The sequence below is a fragment of the Kitasatospora sp. NPDC059088 genome (assembly GCF_042738155.1).
GTDB lineage: Bacteria > Actinomycetota > Actinomycetes > Streptomycetales > Streptomycetaceae > Kitasatospora.
Genome location: NZ_JBHYGR010000009.1, coordinates 98829 through 113867 on the forward strand (window position 1 = coordinate 98829; position 15039 = coordinate 113867).

A 15039-nucleotide genomic window follows, 5' to 3' on the forward strand; every position below is an offset into this window, starting at 1 on the left:
AATATCCCCTTATACTTCTTATAATCCCCCACCCCTGGGGCGAGGCCGGCGACCCCGCCGGGGGGGCGGGGGGGGGGGGCGGCGGCCCGGGGGGGGGCCCCCCCCCCTCCACTCTCGTCTAGAAGAAGCCGACCGCGTCGGGGGAGTAGCTGACCAGCAGGTTCTTGGTCTGCTGGTAGTGCTCCAGCAGCGCCTTGTGGGTCTCCCGCCCGATGCCGGAGTTCTTGTAGCCGCCGAAGGCCGCGTGGGCCGGGTAGGCGTGGTAGCAGTTCGTCCAGACCCGGCCCGCCTGGATGGCGCGCCCGGCCCGGTGGGCGGTGTTGATGTTGCGGGTCCACACGCCCGCGCCCAGCCCGTACTGGGTGTCGTTGGCGAGCGACACCCCCTGGTCGAAGCCGTCGAAGCGGGTGACCGAGACCACCGGGCCGAAGATCTCCTCCTGGAAGACCCGCATGCTGTTGACGCCCTCGAAGACCGTCGGCGTCACGTAGTACCCGCCGGCCAGCGCGCCGCCGAGCTCGGCGCGTTCGCCGCCGACCAGGACCTTGGCGCCCTCCGCCTGGCCGATCTCGAAGTAGGAGAGGATCTTCTTCAACTGCTCGGTACTGGCCTGCGCGCCGACCTGGGTCGCGGTGTCGAGCGGGTTGCCCTGGCGCATGGCGCGCACCCGGGCCAGGCCGTCGCCGAGCAGCCGCTCGTAGACCGGGGTCTCGATCAGCGCGCGGCTGGGGCAGGTGCAGACCTCGCCCTGGTTGAGGGCGAACATCGCGAAGCCCTCGACGGCCTTGTCGTAGAACGCGTCGTCGTCGGCGGCGACGTCCGCGAAGAACAGGTTGGGGCTCTTGCCGCCGAGCTCCAGGGTCGCCGGGATCAGGTTGTCCGCGGCGGCGCGGGCGATCAGCCGGCCGGTGCTGGTCTCGCCGGTGAAGGCGAGCTTGCGGACCCGGGGGCTGGCGGCCAGCGGGGCGCCGGCCTCCTCGCCGAAGCCGGTGACGATGTTGAGCACGCCCGGCGGCACCAGGTCGGCGGTCAGCTCGGCGAGCAGCAGCACCGAGGCCGGGGTCTGCTCGGCCGGCTTGAGCACCACGGCGTTGCCGGCCGCGAGCGCCGGGGCGAACTTCCAGACCGCCATCAGGATCGGGAAGTTCCACGGGATGATCTGGCCGACCACGCCGAGCGGCTCGTGGAAGTGGTACGCCACGGTGTCCTCGTCCAGCTGGGAGAGGCTGCCCTCCTGGGCCCGCAGCGCGCCGGCGAAGTAGCGCAGGTGGTCGACGGCGAGCGGGAGGTCGGCGGCCAGCGTCTCGCGGACCGGCTTGCCGTTCTCCCAGCTCTCCGCGACCGCCAGCTGCTCCAGGTTGGCCTCCATCCGGTCGGCCATCCGCAGCAGCACCCGGGCGCGCTCGGCCGGGGAGGTGCGGCCCCAGGCCGGGGCGGCGGCGTGGGCCGCGTCCAGGGCGGCCTCGATGTCCGCCGCGGTGCCGCGGGCGACCTCGGTGAAGACCTCGCCGGTGACCGGGGTCGGGTTGTCGAAGTACTCGCCGCGCGCCGGGGGCGTCCAACCGCCGCCGATCCAGTGGTCGTACCGGGAGCGGTAGGCGACGATGCTGCCGGGCGCACCGGGGGGCTGGTAGACCGTCATGCTCTGTGTCTCCTCGCGACGTCGGGCGCCCCGGCGCCGAGCGGGCCGGGGGCGGCACGCCGGACCGCCGCCCGGGGGGGGGCGGTCCGGCGGAGGGTGCGGACACGCAGTCGGGCCGGCGCCCCGCCGGGGCGCCCGCCGACGAGCACGATAACCGCCGGGCGCGCGGCGCGGCTACGGTCCGTACGACCGGCTCGTACGGACGGTGGGGGTTCCGGACGTTCCGGGCCGGGCGCGCGGGGCGCGTCCGACGGCGCGCGGTCCCGGGCGCGCCTCGGACGGGCCCGGGCGGAGCCGGACGGCGTCGGGCCGGGGTGGGTCAGACCGCGTGGTACCGGCCGGTGCGGGCTTCCCAGCTCAGGTAGCCGGCCAGCCAGGTGAGCAGCCCGTCGGCGTACCGCTGGGCGATCGCGCTCTCGATCCGGGAAAGGCCCAACTCCCGGTACACGTCCGGCAGTCGGCCGTGCAGCTCGGCGCAGCGCTCGACCATCAGCTGGGCCTCCGCCATCACCGCGGCGCAGGCCTCCTCGGCCGAGCAGTGGCGCTCGCGCTGGACGATCATGACCAGGTTGTTCACGTCGCCGCGCGGGGCCTCCAGCGGGAACGAGCGCACGTCGTTGGAGAGCGACGGTATGTCGGCCGCCAGCTGGCGGAGTTGACGCAGGACCGGGTGGTGCAGCACGGAGGCGGGGACCTCGAACTGGCCGAGTCGTTCGACCATGTCGAAGATGGTCTCCATCGCCGCGGTTCCCCGTCTGAGTTCGAGGTAGCCGTCCCGGTCGGGCGGGCGCGCGGAGATCCGGCCGGCCGCCTCGGCCGGGTGACTGGCGAAGTAGTACTCCCAGTTGTAGGCGGCGCGGGCCTGCCAGCGGGCGGGCATGCCGCGCACGCTGCGGCTCCACAGGTCGGCGAAGGCGGTCTCGACCGGGGAGCGCTGGTCGGGGCGGGCGCCGTGCAGGACGGCGATCAGCCGTTCGCAGATCGGGGCGACCTCGGCCGGCCGGCGGCCGAGCGGGCCGTCGAACTGGTCGTCGAAGAGGAAGTAGAACCCCATCAGGTCGGCCGCCAGGGCGAGTTCCTCCGGTCCGGCGTCCGGGTAGCCGAGCGCGGCGAGGTCGACCACCTCCCAGTGGGCGTAGCCCGGGTGGTCGGCGTCGGGGAGCAGCGGGTGGCGGACCAGCCAGTCGCGGTGCACCGCGGTGGCGTACGGGCCGTGCGGACTGCGGCGGTGCGGGAACGGGATCTGAAGTGAGGTGTCGTCAGACATCGGACTCCCGGTGCAGCGGTGGGTGGGGGCGCTTGTGGTTCGAGCACTGAGTGTGGGGGGAGTTGACGCGGCGGGGCGCGGGGGGTGAGGGTGGTTGCGCAAGATCATCCGCGCCTCGCGGGCCGTAGGGTATCTGATGTAATGATCGGACGTTAGGGATATAGGGCAATTGCCCTTGGCAAGCCGTCCGAACCCTCGCCGTCCGCCCCAGCCTGCGCGAATGCCGCACAGCGAGCCCTACACGGCGCTAACCTCGGCTCCACGAACAGTAGTGACGGGCCGGCTCCCCGCGCGTGGCGGGGCGGAGCCGCGAGCGGGTGAGGCGGAGGCGCGACGGTGACCGATCAGGGCAACGAACTTCGGACGGGAACCGGTTCCGAACGGGACGAGGACGGCCCCGCGCCCCGGGTCAGGCTTCGCGACCGCGACACCGAACTGCGCTCCGTGGAAGCGGCCGTCGACCGGCTCTGCCGGGAGTTCGCCGCCGGCGGCACCGAGATCGGCGAACTCCTCGCCTTCTCCGGCCGCCCCGGCATCGGCAAGACCAGCCTGCTGCACGAGGTCCGACGGATCGCCAGCCTGCGCGAGGGCGCCACCGTGCTCTTCGCCCGCGGCGGCGAACGGCAGTTCAAGGAGCCCTACCACGTGCTCCGCCAGCTCCTCCAGCCCGTCCTGACCCGGCTGGAGGCCGACGAGTTCAGCCAGGTCATGGGCACCTGGGAGGAGGTCGTCGGACCGGCCATGGGCCTCAAGCAGCCCAAGGCCGGCGCCCGCCGCCTCGACCCCCAGGGCGTCCGCGACGGCCTCGACTACGTCCTCACCCAGCTCGCACCGCGCCGCGCACCGATGGTGATGATCGTCGACGACCTGCACTGGGCGGACGCCGAATCCCTCTCCTGGCTCGCCAAGTTCGCCGTCCGCTCCGGCGAACTGCCCGTCCTGCTGGTGTTCGCCTTCCGCGAGGACGAGAACGACTGGTTCGGCGAGACCCACGAACTGCGCCGCGGCGTCCTGGGCCTGGCGAGCCGCAAGCACGAACTCAGCCGGCTCACCCTGAACTCCGTCTCCGACATGATCCGCGCCGAACTCGGCGACCGGGCCGAGGACGCCTTCTGCTACGAGTTCTGGAACGTCGTCAACGGCAACCCCTTCGAGGCCGTCGCCCTGCTCGACCAGGTCCGCGACCAGGAGCTCGAACCCGTCGAGGAGAACTCCCGGCAACTGCGCGAACTCGCCGTCGACGCCACCGGGATGACCCTCAAGAGCTGGCTGGACCGGCTAGGCCCCGCCACCCTGCGCTTCGCCTGGGCCTGCGCCATGCTCGGCACCGACATCCGGATCGACCTGGTCACCCGGATCTCCACCCAGAGCGGCGAGGGCGCCCGCGAGTCCATCAAGCAACTGCGCAAGCAGCGCGTGCTCACCCAGGCCCCCAACGGCAACCTCGAGTTCGTCCACCCGCTGATCGCCAGCTCGATCTACAACACCATGCCGGAGGCCACCCGCCTCGGCATGCACGGCATCGCCGCCGTCGAGATCGAGAACGCCGGACTCGGCCTGCTCGCCGCCTCCCGCCACCTGGTCGAGACCCACTCCGGCGAGGGCGACGACCGGATCGTCAAGAAGCTGCGCCGCGCCGCCGTCGAGCACCAGCTGATCGGCGCCCCCGAAGCCGCCCAGCGCTGCCTGCACCGGGCGCTCAACGAGCCGCCCGCCGACGACATCAAGGCCGAGGTGCTGTACGAACTCGGCTGCTCCGCGCTGCTCACCGACCCCGGCGCCACCGTCAACCAGCTCAGGCTCGCCCTCGACCCCGACGAGGGGCCGCTGCGCCCCGAACTGCGGGTGGACGCCACCTTCCGGCTCTCCGAGGTGCTCGCCCGCAGCGGTGAGCTGGGCCAGGCCGCCCTGGTCTGCCAGGAGGAGGCGGAGCAGACCACCGACCCGGTCCGGCGCCAGCGGCTCCAGGCGGCCTCGTTCATGTGGCACGCCTTCCGCAAGGCCGAGGAGAACGGGCCCGAACGCTCCCGTCGGCTGGAGCAGCTCTACCTCAACCTGGCCGGCCGGGAGGCCGCCGACCGGGCCGTGCTGGTGATGCGCGCCTGGGACCTCACCCTGCGCGGCGAACCCTCCACCGACGCGCTCGCGCTGGCCGACGAGGTCCTGGACGGCGGCCGGCTGCCCAAGGGCCTCGGCTGGACGGACACCACCTGGGGCTTCGAACTGCCCTCGATGCTCTGCCTCACGTACATCTACAACGACCGGATCGCCCAGGCCGAGCGGCTGGCCGCGGACGCCATCATCCAGTTCGAGCTGGCCGGTTGGAGCGGCGCCCACCGGGGCTTCGCGTACTTCCTGATGGGGCTGGCCCGGTTCCGCCGCGGACTGCTCGCCGAGGCCGAGGACTTCCTGCGCCGGGCCTACCGGATCTCCGAGCGGATCGGTGCCAAGCTGCCGCTGGCCTGGGACGCCGTCGGCGTGCTGGTGGACACCCTGATCGCCCGCGGCCGGGTCGACGAGGCCTGGGAGCTGGCCAACGAGTTCGGCTTCCACCCGCCGTACCACGCGACGGCCATGGTGCTGCCGGACGCGGCCTCGCTGTACGGCAAGCTGCTGGTCGCCAAGAAGCGGCACGCCGGTGCGGCCGCCGCGCTCACCGAGGCCAGGTCGCAGCTGGAGGTGCGCGGCTGGCGCAACACCGTCTGGGCGCCCTGGGCCGGGCACCTGGCCATCGCGATCTCGGCCGACGAGCCGGAGCGTGCCCGCGAGTACGCCCAGAAGGCCGTCGACGACGCCCGCAGGTTCGGCACCGCCTCGGCGATCGGCAGCGCGCTGCGGTTGCAGGCCCGGATCGCGGACGGCCAGCAGGCGGTGGAGCTGCTGGAGCAGGCCGTGGAGCACCTCGGGCAGTCCCCGGCCGGGTACGAGCACGCCGTCGCGCTGGTCGAGCTCGGCGCGGCGCAGCGCCGGGTCGGGCGGCTGGAGGACGCCCAGGAGTACCTGTACCAGGGCATCGAACTGGCCCAGCACTGCTCGGCGGAGCGGCTGGTCGACCGGGCCCGGCGGGAGCTGGCCAACTACGGCCTGCGGCCCAACCGGCTGGGGGTGCACGACTTCCAGGAGACGCTGGAGGCGCTCAGCGGGCCGGAGCGGGACGTCGCCGACCTGGCCGTCAAGGGCGTGCCGCCGCAGCGGATCGCGGAGCGGCTCGGGGTGCACCTGAGCCTGGTCAACCGGCGGCTGGCGGCGGTCTACCGCAAGGCGGGCACCGGGCCGGACGGGCTGGCCTCGGCGCTCGGGCTGCGGCCGGAGCCGGGCCAGGAGCCGGGCCAGGAGCCGGGGGAGTAGCGGAGCGGTAGCGGGGGGCAGGGGGCGTCCGGGCGGCGCGCGTCCGGCGTACGGTGCCCGGCGGCCGGTGGCGTCCGGGCGGCGCGCGGTGGCGTGGGAGCGCCCCCGCCGGGGCCGCCCTCGCTAGGCTGACGGGCACCACGGGGGGGCCGCTGCGACGCCCCCCGGACGGATCGGGACACCGGGCGGAGGCGGCAGCGCCGTCGCCAGTGAGGAGCAGGCCATGGCGAGCGAGGCCACCAGTGTGCGCCGCGAACCCCTCGACCGCTCGGGCGCGGGCGCGGCGATCCAGCGCTGGACGCTGACCTCCGGCCCGTACGAGGCGAGCGTGCTCAACCTCGGCGCCACCCTGCACACCCTCACCGCCCCGGACCGGGCCGGCCGCCCGGCCCAACTGCTGCTCTCCACCGACGAGCTGGCGCAGATCCTCGGCCCGGCCCGCCACTACGGCACGGTGGTGGGCCGGTACGCCAACCGGATCGACGGCTCCGTCGTCACCGTCGACGGCGAGGACCACCCGCTGGCCCCGACCGGCGGCGGGGTCACCATCCACGGCGGGCCGGACGGCTTCGCCCAGCGGATGTGGGCGGCCGAGCCGGTCGACGGCGGGGTGCGGCTGCGGCTGCACAGCCCGGACGGCGACCAGGGCTTCCCGGGCGCACTGGACGTGACCGTCACGTACACCCTGTCGCACACCCCGGGCGAGGGCGGCGAGCTGGTGATCGACTACCGCGCCGTCACCACCAGGCCGACGGTCGTCAACCTGACCAACCACGCGTACTTCAACCTTGCGGGTGAGGGCGGCGGCGACGTCCTGGGCCACCTGCTCACCCTGGACGCCGACGATTACACCCCGGCCGACGAGCGGCAGATCCCGTACGGGCGGACCGAGCCGGTGGCCGGGACGCCCTTCGACTTCACCGTGGCCACCCCGATCGGCAAGTCGGTGCACGACGAGCACCCGCAGCTGGCCGGTCCGGGCGGCTACGACCACAACTGGGTGCTGCGCGCCCGACCGGCGGACGGCGGCCCGGCGCGGGCGGCGCTGCTGGAGGACCCGGTCAGCGGCCGCACCCTGGAGGTGCTCACCACCGAGCCGGGCGTCCAGGTCTACACCGCGAACAAGTTCCAGGGCGCGGTCACCGGCGCGCGCGGGGTGCCGTACGGGCCGTTCGCCGGGATCGCGCTGGAGACCCAGCACTTCCCGGACTCCCCGCACCACCCGGCGTTCCCGAGCACCGTGCTGCGGCCGGGGGAGGAGTTCCGCTCGACCACCGTGCTGCGGCTCGGGGTCAACTAGGGCCTGTCCGGCGGATCTTGGCAGATCAGCGCGCGGCGTTGGGCGCCCGGCTGGGCGTGCGCCCGAGTCGGCCTCGTACTGGACGTACTTGGGCGATTCGGGCGTGCGTCCAGGCGGGATGCCCGGCGTCGCGCGCCTGGCAAGATCCGCCGGACAGGCCCTAGCGGACGGCCCGGGCGGGGCCGGGGTCGGCCGGGGTCGGCCGGGGCCCGTCGAGGTCCCGGCGCATGCAGAGCCGGGGCCAGCGGTCGAGGCCGTGCTCGGCCTCCAGTCGGCGGATCCGGCGCAGGCCCGGGGTGAGCTCGTCCTCGCCGAGCGGGCGGAAGCCGCAGCGGGCGTAGTACGGGGCGTTCCAGGGGACGTCCGCGAAGGTGGTCAGGGTGAGCGCGGGGGCGTCGGTGTCCTCGGCGAGGTGCTCGATCAGGGCCCGTCCGATGCCCCGGCGGGCGTGGCCGGGGTGGACCGAGACCTGTTCGACGTGCAGCGCGCCGTCCACCGGTTCGGCCAGCAGGTAGCCGACGATCGTCCCGTCGGGGGCCTCGGCGGCCAGGGCGGTGCCGTGTTCCAGGTAGGCGGCCAGTTCCTCCGGGGCGGGGGGCTCGTCCGCGGCGATCTCCGGCATCCCGATCTCCGCGAACGGGGCTCCGGCGGCCCGCTCCAGCTCGGTCAGCAGGGGCAGTTCGTCCTTCTCGACGGCTCTGATGCGCATGCGTCCAGTCTGCTGCAAGCGGTTTCCGGCCACGGAGGGTGGCTGCACCGGTCACCCGGCTGGGACGAAGCGGACGGATGCGGACATCGCGCCGCGCCGTCCACTACCGTGCGGCCACGTCCAGGACACGCGGATGTAACGATCGCGGCTTCTTGCAGAAACTTGCTGCAAGACCTTTCCGTCGATCTTGCCCCGCTGTTAACTTCCTTCCCGAGCCCGACGGCAGCAACGGTGCGGTCGGCACGAGGCAGCCATTATGCGCCTGTCTCCGAACATCTCGGGCACCCCCACCCTCCTAGGAGTTCTCATGCGGCGTGGCATCGCGGCCTCTGCCCTCGTTGTGGCCCTCGCGGTCTCGATGGCTGCCTGTGGCAGCAGTGGCGGCTCCGGCTCCGACGGGAAGGCCGACGGCCCGGTCACCCTCACCTACTGGGACACGTCGAACGCCACCAACGAGGCTCCGAACTACCAGGAACTGGCCAAGAAGTTCGAGGCGGCCAACCCGAACATCAAGGTCAACTTCGTCAACGTGCCGTTCGACCAGGCGCAGAACAAGCTGCAGACCGCCATGGGGGCCAAGGGCGCGCCCGACGTGTTCCGCTCCGAGGTCGGCTGGACCGCCGCCTTCGCCAAGGCCGGCTTCCTGGAGCCGCTGGACGGCACCCCGGCCGCCGCCGACACCTCCGCCTTCCAGCCCAGCCTGATCCAGCAGGCCAGCTACGGGGGCAAGCTGTACGGCGTCCCGCTGGTCACCGACACCCTCGGCCTGCTCTACAACAAGGACCTCTTCGCCAAGGCCGGCATCACCGACGCCCCCAAGACCTGGGACGAGCTCAAGACCGACGCCGCCGCCGTCAAGGACAAGGCGGGCGTCGACGGCTTCTGGATGAAGGCCGCGGACGGCTACTACGCGATGCCGTTCCTGTTCGGCGAGGGCACCGACGCCGTCGACGCCGCCGCCAAGAAGATCACCGTCACCTCGCCCGAGGCCGTCAAGGGCATCGAGACCTACAAGTCGATGTTCACCTCGCCCGGCACCGCCAAGGCCGACGTCACCACCGACGCCTACGCCCACATGATGGACGCCTTCAACAGCGGCAAGGTCGCGGCGATCATCCAGGGCCCCTGGGAGATCACCAACATCTACAAGGGCTCCGCGTTCGCCGACAAGAAGAACCTCGGCATCGCCGCCGTCCCGGCCGGCTCCAGCGGCAAGGCCGGCGCCCCCACCGGCGGCCACAACATCGCCGTCTACGCCGGTGCCGACAAGGCCCACAAGGCCGCCGCGGAGAAGTTCGCCGCCTTCATGACCTCGGCCGAGAGCCAGGCCTTCATCGCGCAGAAGAACTCCACCCTGCCGACCCGCGCCGACGCCTACACCGCCGACGTCAAGGCCGACCCGGGCATCGCCGGCTTCCAGGCCATCCTCGGCAGCGCCAAGCCGCGCCCCGAACTGCCCGAGTACAGCTCGCTGTTCGACTCGCTCGGCACCAACCTCGGCAAGGCCGTCCAGGGCACCGGCACCCAGGACGCACTGAACACCGTGGCCACGGACTACGCCAAGCTCCTGCCGGGCTTCGCCAAGTAGTCCCCGCAGCCCGGCCCGCCGACCCCGGCGGGCCGGGCCGTCGGCTCCCCGAGGCCGTCGGTTCCCGCGAACCGCCGGCCTCCCCGAGAACCCCCGAGAAGGTGCAAACGATGTCAGTCGCCGTGCAGGGCGCCACCGGCAAGGGCAGCCGGGAGCGCGATCAGCGTCCGGGTCCGCTGGAGCGCCTCAAGCGCTCCTACGCCAAGCACTGGTACGCCTACGCGATGATCGCACCGGTGGTGCTGGTGCTCGCGGTGCTGGTGTTCTACCCGCTCGTCGAAGGCGTCTGGCTCACCCTCACGGACGCCAACAGCCTCAACGTCGCCCGCAAGATCGGCGTCAACGAGATCCCGGCCAGCTACCAGTACGTCGGCTTCCACAACTACGCCGACATCCTCTGGGGCCCCGGCTCGTACGACCGCTTCTGGTCCCACTTCGTGTGGACCATCGCCTGGACGGCCGTCTGCGTCAGCCTGCACTACACCCTCGGCCTCGGGCTGGCCGTGCTGCTCAACAAGAAGCTGCGCGGACGCGCGGCCTACCGGATGCTGCTGATCCTCCCGTGGGCCGTGCCGACCTTCGTCACCGTCTTCTCCTGGCGGCTGATGCTCTCCGACGGCGGCGTCGTCAACACCGTGCTCTCCACGCTGCACCTGCCCGAGCCCGGCTGGCTCACCGACCCGTGGGCGCAGAAGGCGGCCGCGATCCTGGTCAACACCTGGGCCGGCGTGCCGTTCATGATGATCTCGCTGCTCGGCGGCCTCCAGTCGATCCCGGCCGAGCTGTACGAGGCCGCCGAGATGGACGGCGCCACCCGCTGGCAGCAGTTCCGCCACATCACCCTGCCCGGGCTGCGCTCCGTGTCCTCGACCGTCGTGCTGCTCGGCGTGATCTGGACGTTCAACCAGTTCAACGTCATCTTCCTGCTGTTCGGCAACGGCGCCCCGGACGCCCAGCTGCTGGTCACCTGGGCCTACCGCCTGGGCTTCGGCCAGATCCCCCGGGACTACGCCGGGTCCGCCGCGTACGGCGTGATCCTGCTGTCCATCCTGATCGTCTTCACCGCCTTCTACCGGCGCTGGCTCGCCCGCAACGAGCAGGCCAACGGCTAGGGGCTCGTCCCCCCCAGGCCCCGGACCCAGTTGACCCACGAAGGCAGGTAACCCGATGAGCACCACCACCGAACGCCCCGCCCCCGCGGCGGCCGCGGCCCCGGCCGCCCGCCCGGCGAAGTTCCGGCCGCGCGGCGAGAGCAGCCCGCTGTCCAAGGCGCTGTCCCACGGCGTCCTGATCCTCGCCAGCCTGATCGCGCTGTTCCCGATCGCGTGGATCCTCTTCGTCTCGCTCGGGCCGGACAAGAACGACTACCTCCACCCCGGTGACATCTTCGGCAAGATCACGCTGTCGAACTACCAGAAGGTGTTGGGCGACACCGACTTCTTCACCTGGTTCGGCAACTCCCTGCTGGTCGCCGGGGTGACCACGGTGTTCGGCGTGCTGCTCGCCGCCACCGCCGGGTACGCCGTGTCCCGGATGAAGTTCCCCGGGCACAAGCCGCTGATGTGGTCGCTGCTGGTCACCCAGATGTTCCCGATCGCGGTGCTGATCGTGCCGATGTACACCATGCTCTCCGCGCTCGACCTGCTGGACAGCTACGCCGGGCTGATCCTGGTCTACTCCACCACCACCGTGCCGTACTGCGCCTGGCTGATGAAGGGCTACTTCGACACCATCCCGGTGGAGATCGACGAGGCCGGCCGGGTCGACGGGCTCAGCCCGTTCGGCACCTTCTGGCGGCTGGTGCTGCCGCTCGCCCGCCCCGGCCTGGCGGTGGCCGCGTTCTACTCCTTCCTCACCTACTGGGCCGAGGTGCCGTTCGCCTCCACCTTCATGCTCAGCTCGGACAAGTACACGCTGGCCGTCGGCCTGCAGAGCTTCGTCAGCGAGCACGACGCCCAGTGGAACCTGATGGCCGCCACCGCCGTGCTGATCGCGATCCCCTCCGCGGCCTTCTTCTACCTGGTGCAGCGCCACCTGGTCACCGGCCTGACCGCCGGTGCCTCCAAGTCGTAACGCTCCCAGGCCCCTTGCTTCCCAGCGCTCCTCCGATCCCCAAGGGATACCGTCCATGACCCAGAACCTGGCCGACACCTCCCGGCCTGCCGCCGACACCGCTCACGAGGCGGCCGCCCCGGCTCCTGTGCGTGGCGGCGCGTCCAGAGACTGGTGGCGGGACGCGGTCATCTACCAGGTGTACCCGCGCAGCTTCGCCGACTCCAACGGGGACGGCATGGGCGACCTGCCCGGCATCCGCAGCCGCCTGCCGTACCTGCGGGACCTCGGCGTGGACGCCGTCTGGCTCTCCCCCTTCTACGCCTCGCCGCAGGCCGACGCCGGCTACGACGTCGCCGACTACCGCGCCGTGGACCCGATGTTCGGCACCCTGCTGGACGCCGACGCGCTGATCCGGGACGCCCACCTGCTCGGCCTGCGGATCATCGTCGACCTCGTCCCCAACCACTCCTCGGACCAGCACGAGTGGTTCCAGCGCGCCCTGCGCGAGGGCCCCGGCTCCCCGCTGCGCGACCGCTACCACTTCCGCCCCGGCAAGGGGGAGGACGGCGAACTGCCGCCCAACGACTGGGAGTCCATCTTCGGCGGCCCGGCCTGGACCCGCACCGAGGACCCGGACGGCACCCCCGGCGACTGGTACCTGCACCTGTTCGCCCCCGAGCAGCCCGACTTCAACTGGGAGAACCCGGCCGTCGCCGACGAGTTCCGCTCGATCCTGCGGTTCTGGCTGGACATGGGCGTGGACGGCTTCCGGATCGACGTCGCCCACGGCCTGGTCAAGGCCCCCGGCCTGCCCGACCTCGGCGGCTCCGACCAGCTCAAGCTGCTCGGCAACGACGTCATGCCGTTCTTCGACCAGGACGGCGTGCACGAGATCTACCGCAGCTGGCGCCGGATCCTCGACGAGTACCCGGGGCAGCGGATCGGCGTCGCCGAGGCCTGGACCCCGACCGTCCAGCGCACCGCCAACTACGTCCGCCCCGACGAGCTGCACCAGGCCTTCAACTTCCAGTACCTGGGCACCGGCTGGGACGCCACCGCGCTGCGCGAGGTGATCGACCTCTCGCTCGACTCGATGCGCCCGGTCGACGCCCCCACCACCTGGGTGCTGTCCAACCACGACGTCACCCGGCACGCCACCCGGTTCGCCAACGAGCCCGGCCTCGGCACCCAGATCCGCACCCCCGGCGACCGCGCGCTCGGCCTGCGCCGCGCCCGTGCCGCCACCCTGCTGATGCTCGCGCTGCCCGGCTCCGCGTACGTCTACCAGGGCGAGGAGCTCGGCCTGCCGGACGTCACCGACCTGCCCGACGAGGTCCGCCAGGACCCGTCCTTCTTCCGCCAGGCCGGCCAGGACGGCTACCGCGACGGCTGCCGGGTGCCGATCCCGTGGTCCGGCACCGAGGCCCCGTACGGCTTCGGACCGGCCGCCGGCGGGCCGTCCTGGCTGCCGCAGCCCGCCGAGTGGGCCGGGCTCAGCGTCGAGGCGCAGACCGGCGACCCGTCCTCCACCCTGGAGCTCTACCGCAGCGCGCTGGCCGTGCGTAGGGCGCAGCCCGACCTCGGCGCCGGCACCGGGGTCGAGTGGCTGGACGCCCCCGAGGGCACCCTCGCCTTCGGGCGCGGCTCCTTCGTCTGCACGGTGAACACCACCGGCGAGCCGGTGCGGATACCCGCCCCCGGCCGGCTGCTGCTCTCCTCGAGCGAACTCGGGGTGGACGGCGGCGAGACCGTGCTCGCACCGGACAGCACCGGCTGGTGGGCGGTCTGACGTGGGTGCAATAGGCTCTGGGCCCGTGACTACGGCGCGACTCTCAGACATCGCGGCGCAGGCGGGGGTCAGCGAAGCCACCGTCTCCCGCGTGCTCAACGGCAAGGCGAACGTCTCCGCGGCCACCAGGCAGACCGTCCTGGCGGCGCTCGACGTGCTCGGCTACGAGCGGCCGACCCGGCTGCGCCAGCGCAGTGCGGGCCTGATCGGGCTGATCACACCGGAGTTGAGCAACCCGATCTTCCCCGCGCTGGCCCAGGTGATCGAGCAGGTGCTGAGCCGGCACGGGTTCACCCCGGTGCTGTGCACCCAGACGCCCGGCGGGTCCACCGAGGACGAACTGGTCGAGATGCTGGTCGACCGGGGGGTGGCGGGCATTGTCTTCGTCTCCGGGCTGCACGCCGACTCCACGGCCGACCACGACCGCTACGCCCGGCTGTCCGGGCGCGGGGTGCCGTTCGTGCTGATCAACGGCTACAGCGAGAAGATCGAGGCGCCGTTCATCTCGCCGGACGACCGCTCCGCGATGTGGATGGCCGTCCAGCACCTGGCCGAGCTCGGGCACGAGCGGATCGGCCTGGCGGTCGGGCAGCGGCGGTACGTGCCGGTGCTGCGCAAGATCGAGGGCTTCACGGCGGCGATGCGCGAGGTGCTCGGGCGCAGCCGGGAGGAGGCCGAGGACCTCGTCCACCACACGCTGTTCAGCGTGGAGGGCGGGCACGCGGCGGCCGGCGCCCTGCTCGACAAGGGCTGCACGGCGATCGTCTGCGGCAGCGACATGATGGCGCTCGGCGCGATCCGGGCGGTCCGCCAGCGCGGGCTGTCGGTGCCGCAGGACGTCTCGGTGGTCGGCTTCGACGACTCGCCGCTGATCGCCTTCACCGAGCCGCCGTTGACCACCATCCGCCAGCCGGTCGAGGCGATGGCGACGGCGGCGGTGGACGCGCTGCTGGAGGAGGTCGGCGGGAACTCCGCCCAGCGCGGGGAGTTCATGTTCCAGCCGGAGCTGGTGATGCGCGGGTCCACCGGGGCCTGCGCGCGCTGAGAACGGGTGGTCCGGGCGGACCGGGCCGACCGACGGGCCCCGGAGGGCGGTTGCTCTCCGGGGCCCGTCGGCGTGCGGTGCCCGGGGGCGGTCGGTCCGGATCTGTCAGATCGGCCGGTCCGGTCGGCCGGCGGTCGGTCGGACCTGCTGGGTGTACGGGCACGGCGGGGGGGCGCGCGCGGGGCGGGCGGCGCGGCGGCGGGCATGGGCTGCGCCCCGCCGGCGCCCCCCCGGCGGGTTACCCGCCCCCCCCCGGGGCCCGACGGCCCGCGAGGACGCGTTCGCCGCCTTCGACC

10 protein-coding genes are annotated in these 15039 nt (G+C 72.7%); 7 read left to right on the forward strand and 3 right to left on the reverse strand.

Features of this window, described 5'->3' with window-relative positions:
• Window positions 1–118: 118 nt before the first annotated feature.
• Both ACFWXO_RS06860 and ACFWXO_RS06865 read right to left on the reverse strand, forming a co-directional pair.
• Complete coding sequence (locus ACFWXO_RS06860) at window positions 119–1642, reverse strand: aldehyde dehydrogenase family protein (RefSeq protein WP_380522633.1); 1524 nt, start codon at window positions 1640–1642, stop codon at window positions 119–121.
• Window positions 1643–1961: 319 nt separating this feature from the next.
• The gene (locus ACFWXO_RS06865) at window positions 1962–2909 is read right to left on the reverse strand and encodes a terpene cyclase (RefSeq protein ID WP_375895905.1); all 948 of its coding nucleotides are present in this window, start codon (window positions 2907–2909) and stop codon (window positions 1962–1964) included.
• 336 nt (window positions 2910–3245) lie between these two features.
• Between ACFWXO_RS06865 and ACFWXO_RS06870 the strand changes: the two genes are divergently transcribed.
• Together ACFWXO_RS06870 and ACFWXO_RS06875 are read left to right on the forward strand one after the other, a co-directional pair.
• Window positions 3246–6257 (forward strand): AAA family ATPase, encoded by a 3012-nt coding sequence (locus ACFWXO_RS06870; RefSeq protein ID WP_380522634.1) that lies wholly within the window; start codon window positions 3246–3248, stop codon window positions 6255–6257.
• 223 nt (window positions 6258–6480) lie between these two features.
• Window positions 6481–7557 carry an aldose epimerase family protein gene (locus tag ACFWXO_RS06875; protein ID WP_380522635.1) on the forward strand — a complete coding sequence of 359 codons (1077 nt, stop codon included), beginning with the start codon at window positions 6481–6483 and terminating at the stop codon, window positions 7555–7557.
• Between the two features lie 160 nt (window positions 7558–7717).
• On the opposite strand, the gene ACFWXO_RS06880 is transcribed toward ACFWXO_RS06875, so the two are convergent.
• Window positions 7718–8266, reverse strand: coding sequence for a GNAT family N-acetyltransferase (locus ACFWXO_RS06880; RefSeq protein WP_380522636.1), 549 nt, complete (start codon window positions 8264–8266; stop codon window positions 7718–7720).
• A 307-nt stretch (window positions 8267–8573) separates the two neighbouring features.
• Between ACFWXO_RS06880 and ACFWXO_RS06885 the strand changes: the two genes are divergently transcribed.
• From ACFWXO_RS06885 to ACFWXO_RS06905, 5 genes are all read left to right on the forward strand, one after another.
• Window positions 8574–9854 carry an extracellular solute-binding protein gene (locus ACFWXO_RS06885; protein WP_380522637.1) on the forward strand — a complete coding sequence of 427 codons (1281 nt, stop codon included), beginning with the start codon at window positions 8574–8576 and terminating at the stop codon, window positions 9852–9854.
• A 110-nt stretch (window positions 9855–9964) separates the two neighbouring features.
• Window positions 9965–10966 carry a carbohydrate ABC transporter permease gene (locus ACFWXO_RS06890; RefSeq protein ID WP_375895918.1) on the forward strand — a complete coding sequence of 334 codons (1002 nt, stop codon included), beginning with the start codon at window positions 9965–9967 and terminating at the stop codon, window positions 10964–10966.
• A 55-nt stretch (window positions 10967–11021) separates the two neighbouring features.
• Window positions 11022–11927: a sugar ABC transporter permease gene (locus ACFWXO_RS06895; protein WP_375895921.1), complete on the forward strand. Its 906-nt coding sequence runs from the start codon at window positions 11022–11024 to the stop codon at window positions 11925–11927.
• A 55-nt stretch (window positions 11928–11982) separates the two neighbouring features.
• Window positions 11983–13698: a glycoside hydrolase family 13 protein gene (locus ACFWXO_RS06900; RefSeq protein ID WP_380522638.1), complete on the forward strand. Its 1716-nt coding sequence runs from the start codon at window positions 11983–11985 to the stop codon at window positions 13696–13698.
• 25 nt (window positions 13699–13723) lie between these two features.
• Entirely contained in the window at window positions 13724–14743 is a 1020-nt protein-coding gene (locus ACFWXO_RS06905) for a LacI family DNA-binding transcriptional regulator (RefSeq protein WP_375895926.1), read from the forward strand.
• Window positions 14744–15039: the final 296 nt, after the last annotated feature.

What these genes read in the sequence shown, in the direction of transcription:
- ACFWXO_RS06860 (WP_380522633.1), bottom strand. Translation starts at nt 1,642, where the DNA reads ATGACGGTCTACCAGCCCCCCGGTGCGCCCGGCAGCATCGTCGCCTAC.
- ACFWXO_RS06865 (WP_375895905.1), bottom strand. Translation starts at nt 2,909, where the DNA reads ATGTCTGACGACACCTCACTTCAGATCCCGTTCCCGCACCGCCGCAGT.
- ACFWXO_RS06875 (WP_380522635.1), top strand. Translation starts at nt 6,481, where the DNA reads ATGGCGAGCGAGGCCACCAGTGTGCGCCGCGAACCCCTCGACCGCTCG.
- ACFWXO_RS06880 (WP_380522636.1), bottom strand. Translation starts at nt 8,266, where the DNA reads ATGCGCATCAGAGCCGTCGAGAAGGACGAACTGCCCCTGCTGACCGAG.
- ACFWXO_RS06885 (WP_380522637.1), top strand. Translation starts at nt 8,574, where the DNA reads ATGCGGCGTGGCATCGCGGCCTCTGCCCTCGTTGTGGCCCTCGCGGTC.
- ACFWXO_RS06890 (WP_375895918.1), top strand. Translation starts at nt 9,965, where the DNA reads ATGTCAGTCGCCGTGCAGGGCGCCACCGGCAAGGGCAGCCGGGAGCGC.
- ACFWXO_RS06895 (WP_375895921.1), top strand. Translation starts at nt 11,022, where the DNA reads ATGAGCACCACCACCGAACGCCCCGCCCCCGCGGCGGCCGCGGCCCCG.
- ACFWXO_RS06900 (WP_380522638.1), top strand. Translation starts at nt 11,983, where the DNA reads ATGACCCAGAACCTGGCCGACACCTCCCGGCCTGCCGCCGACACCGCT.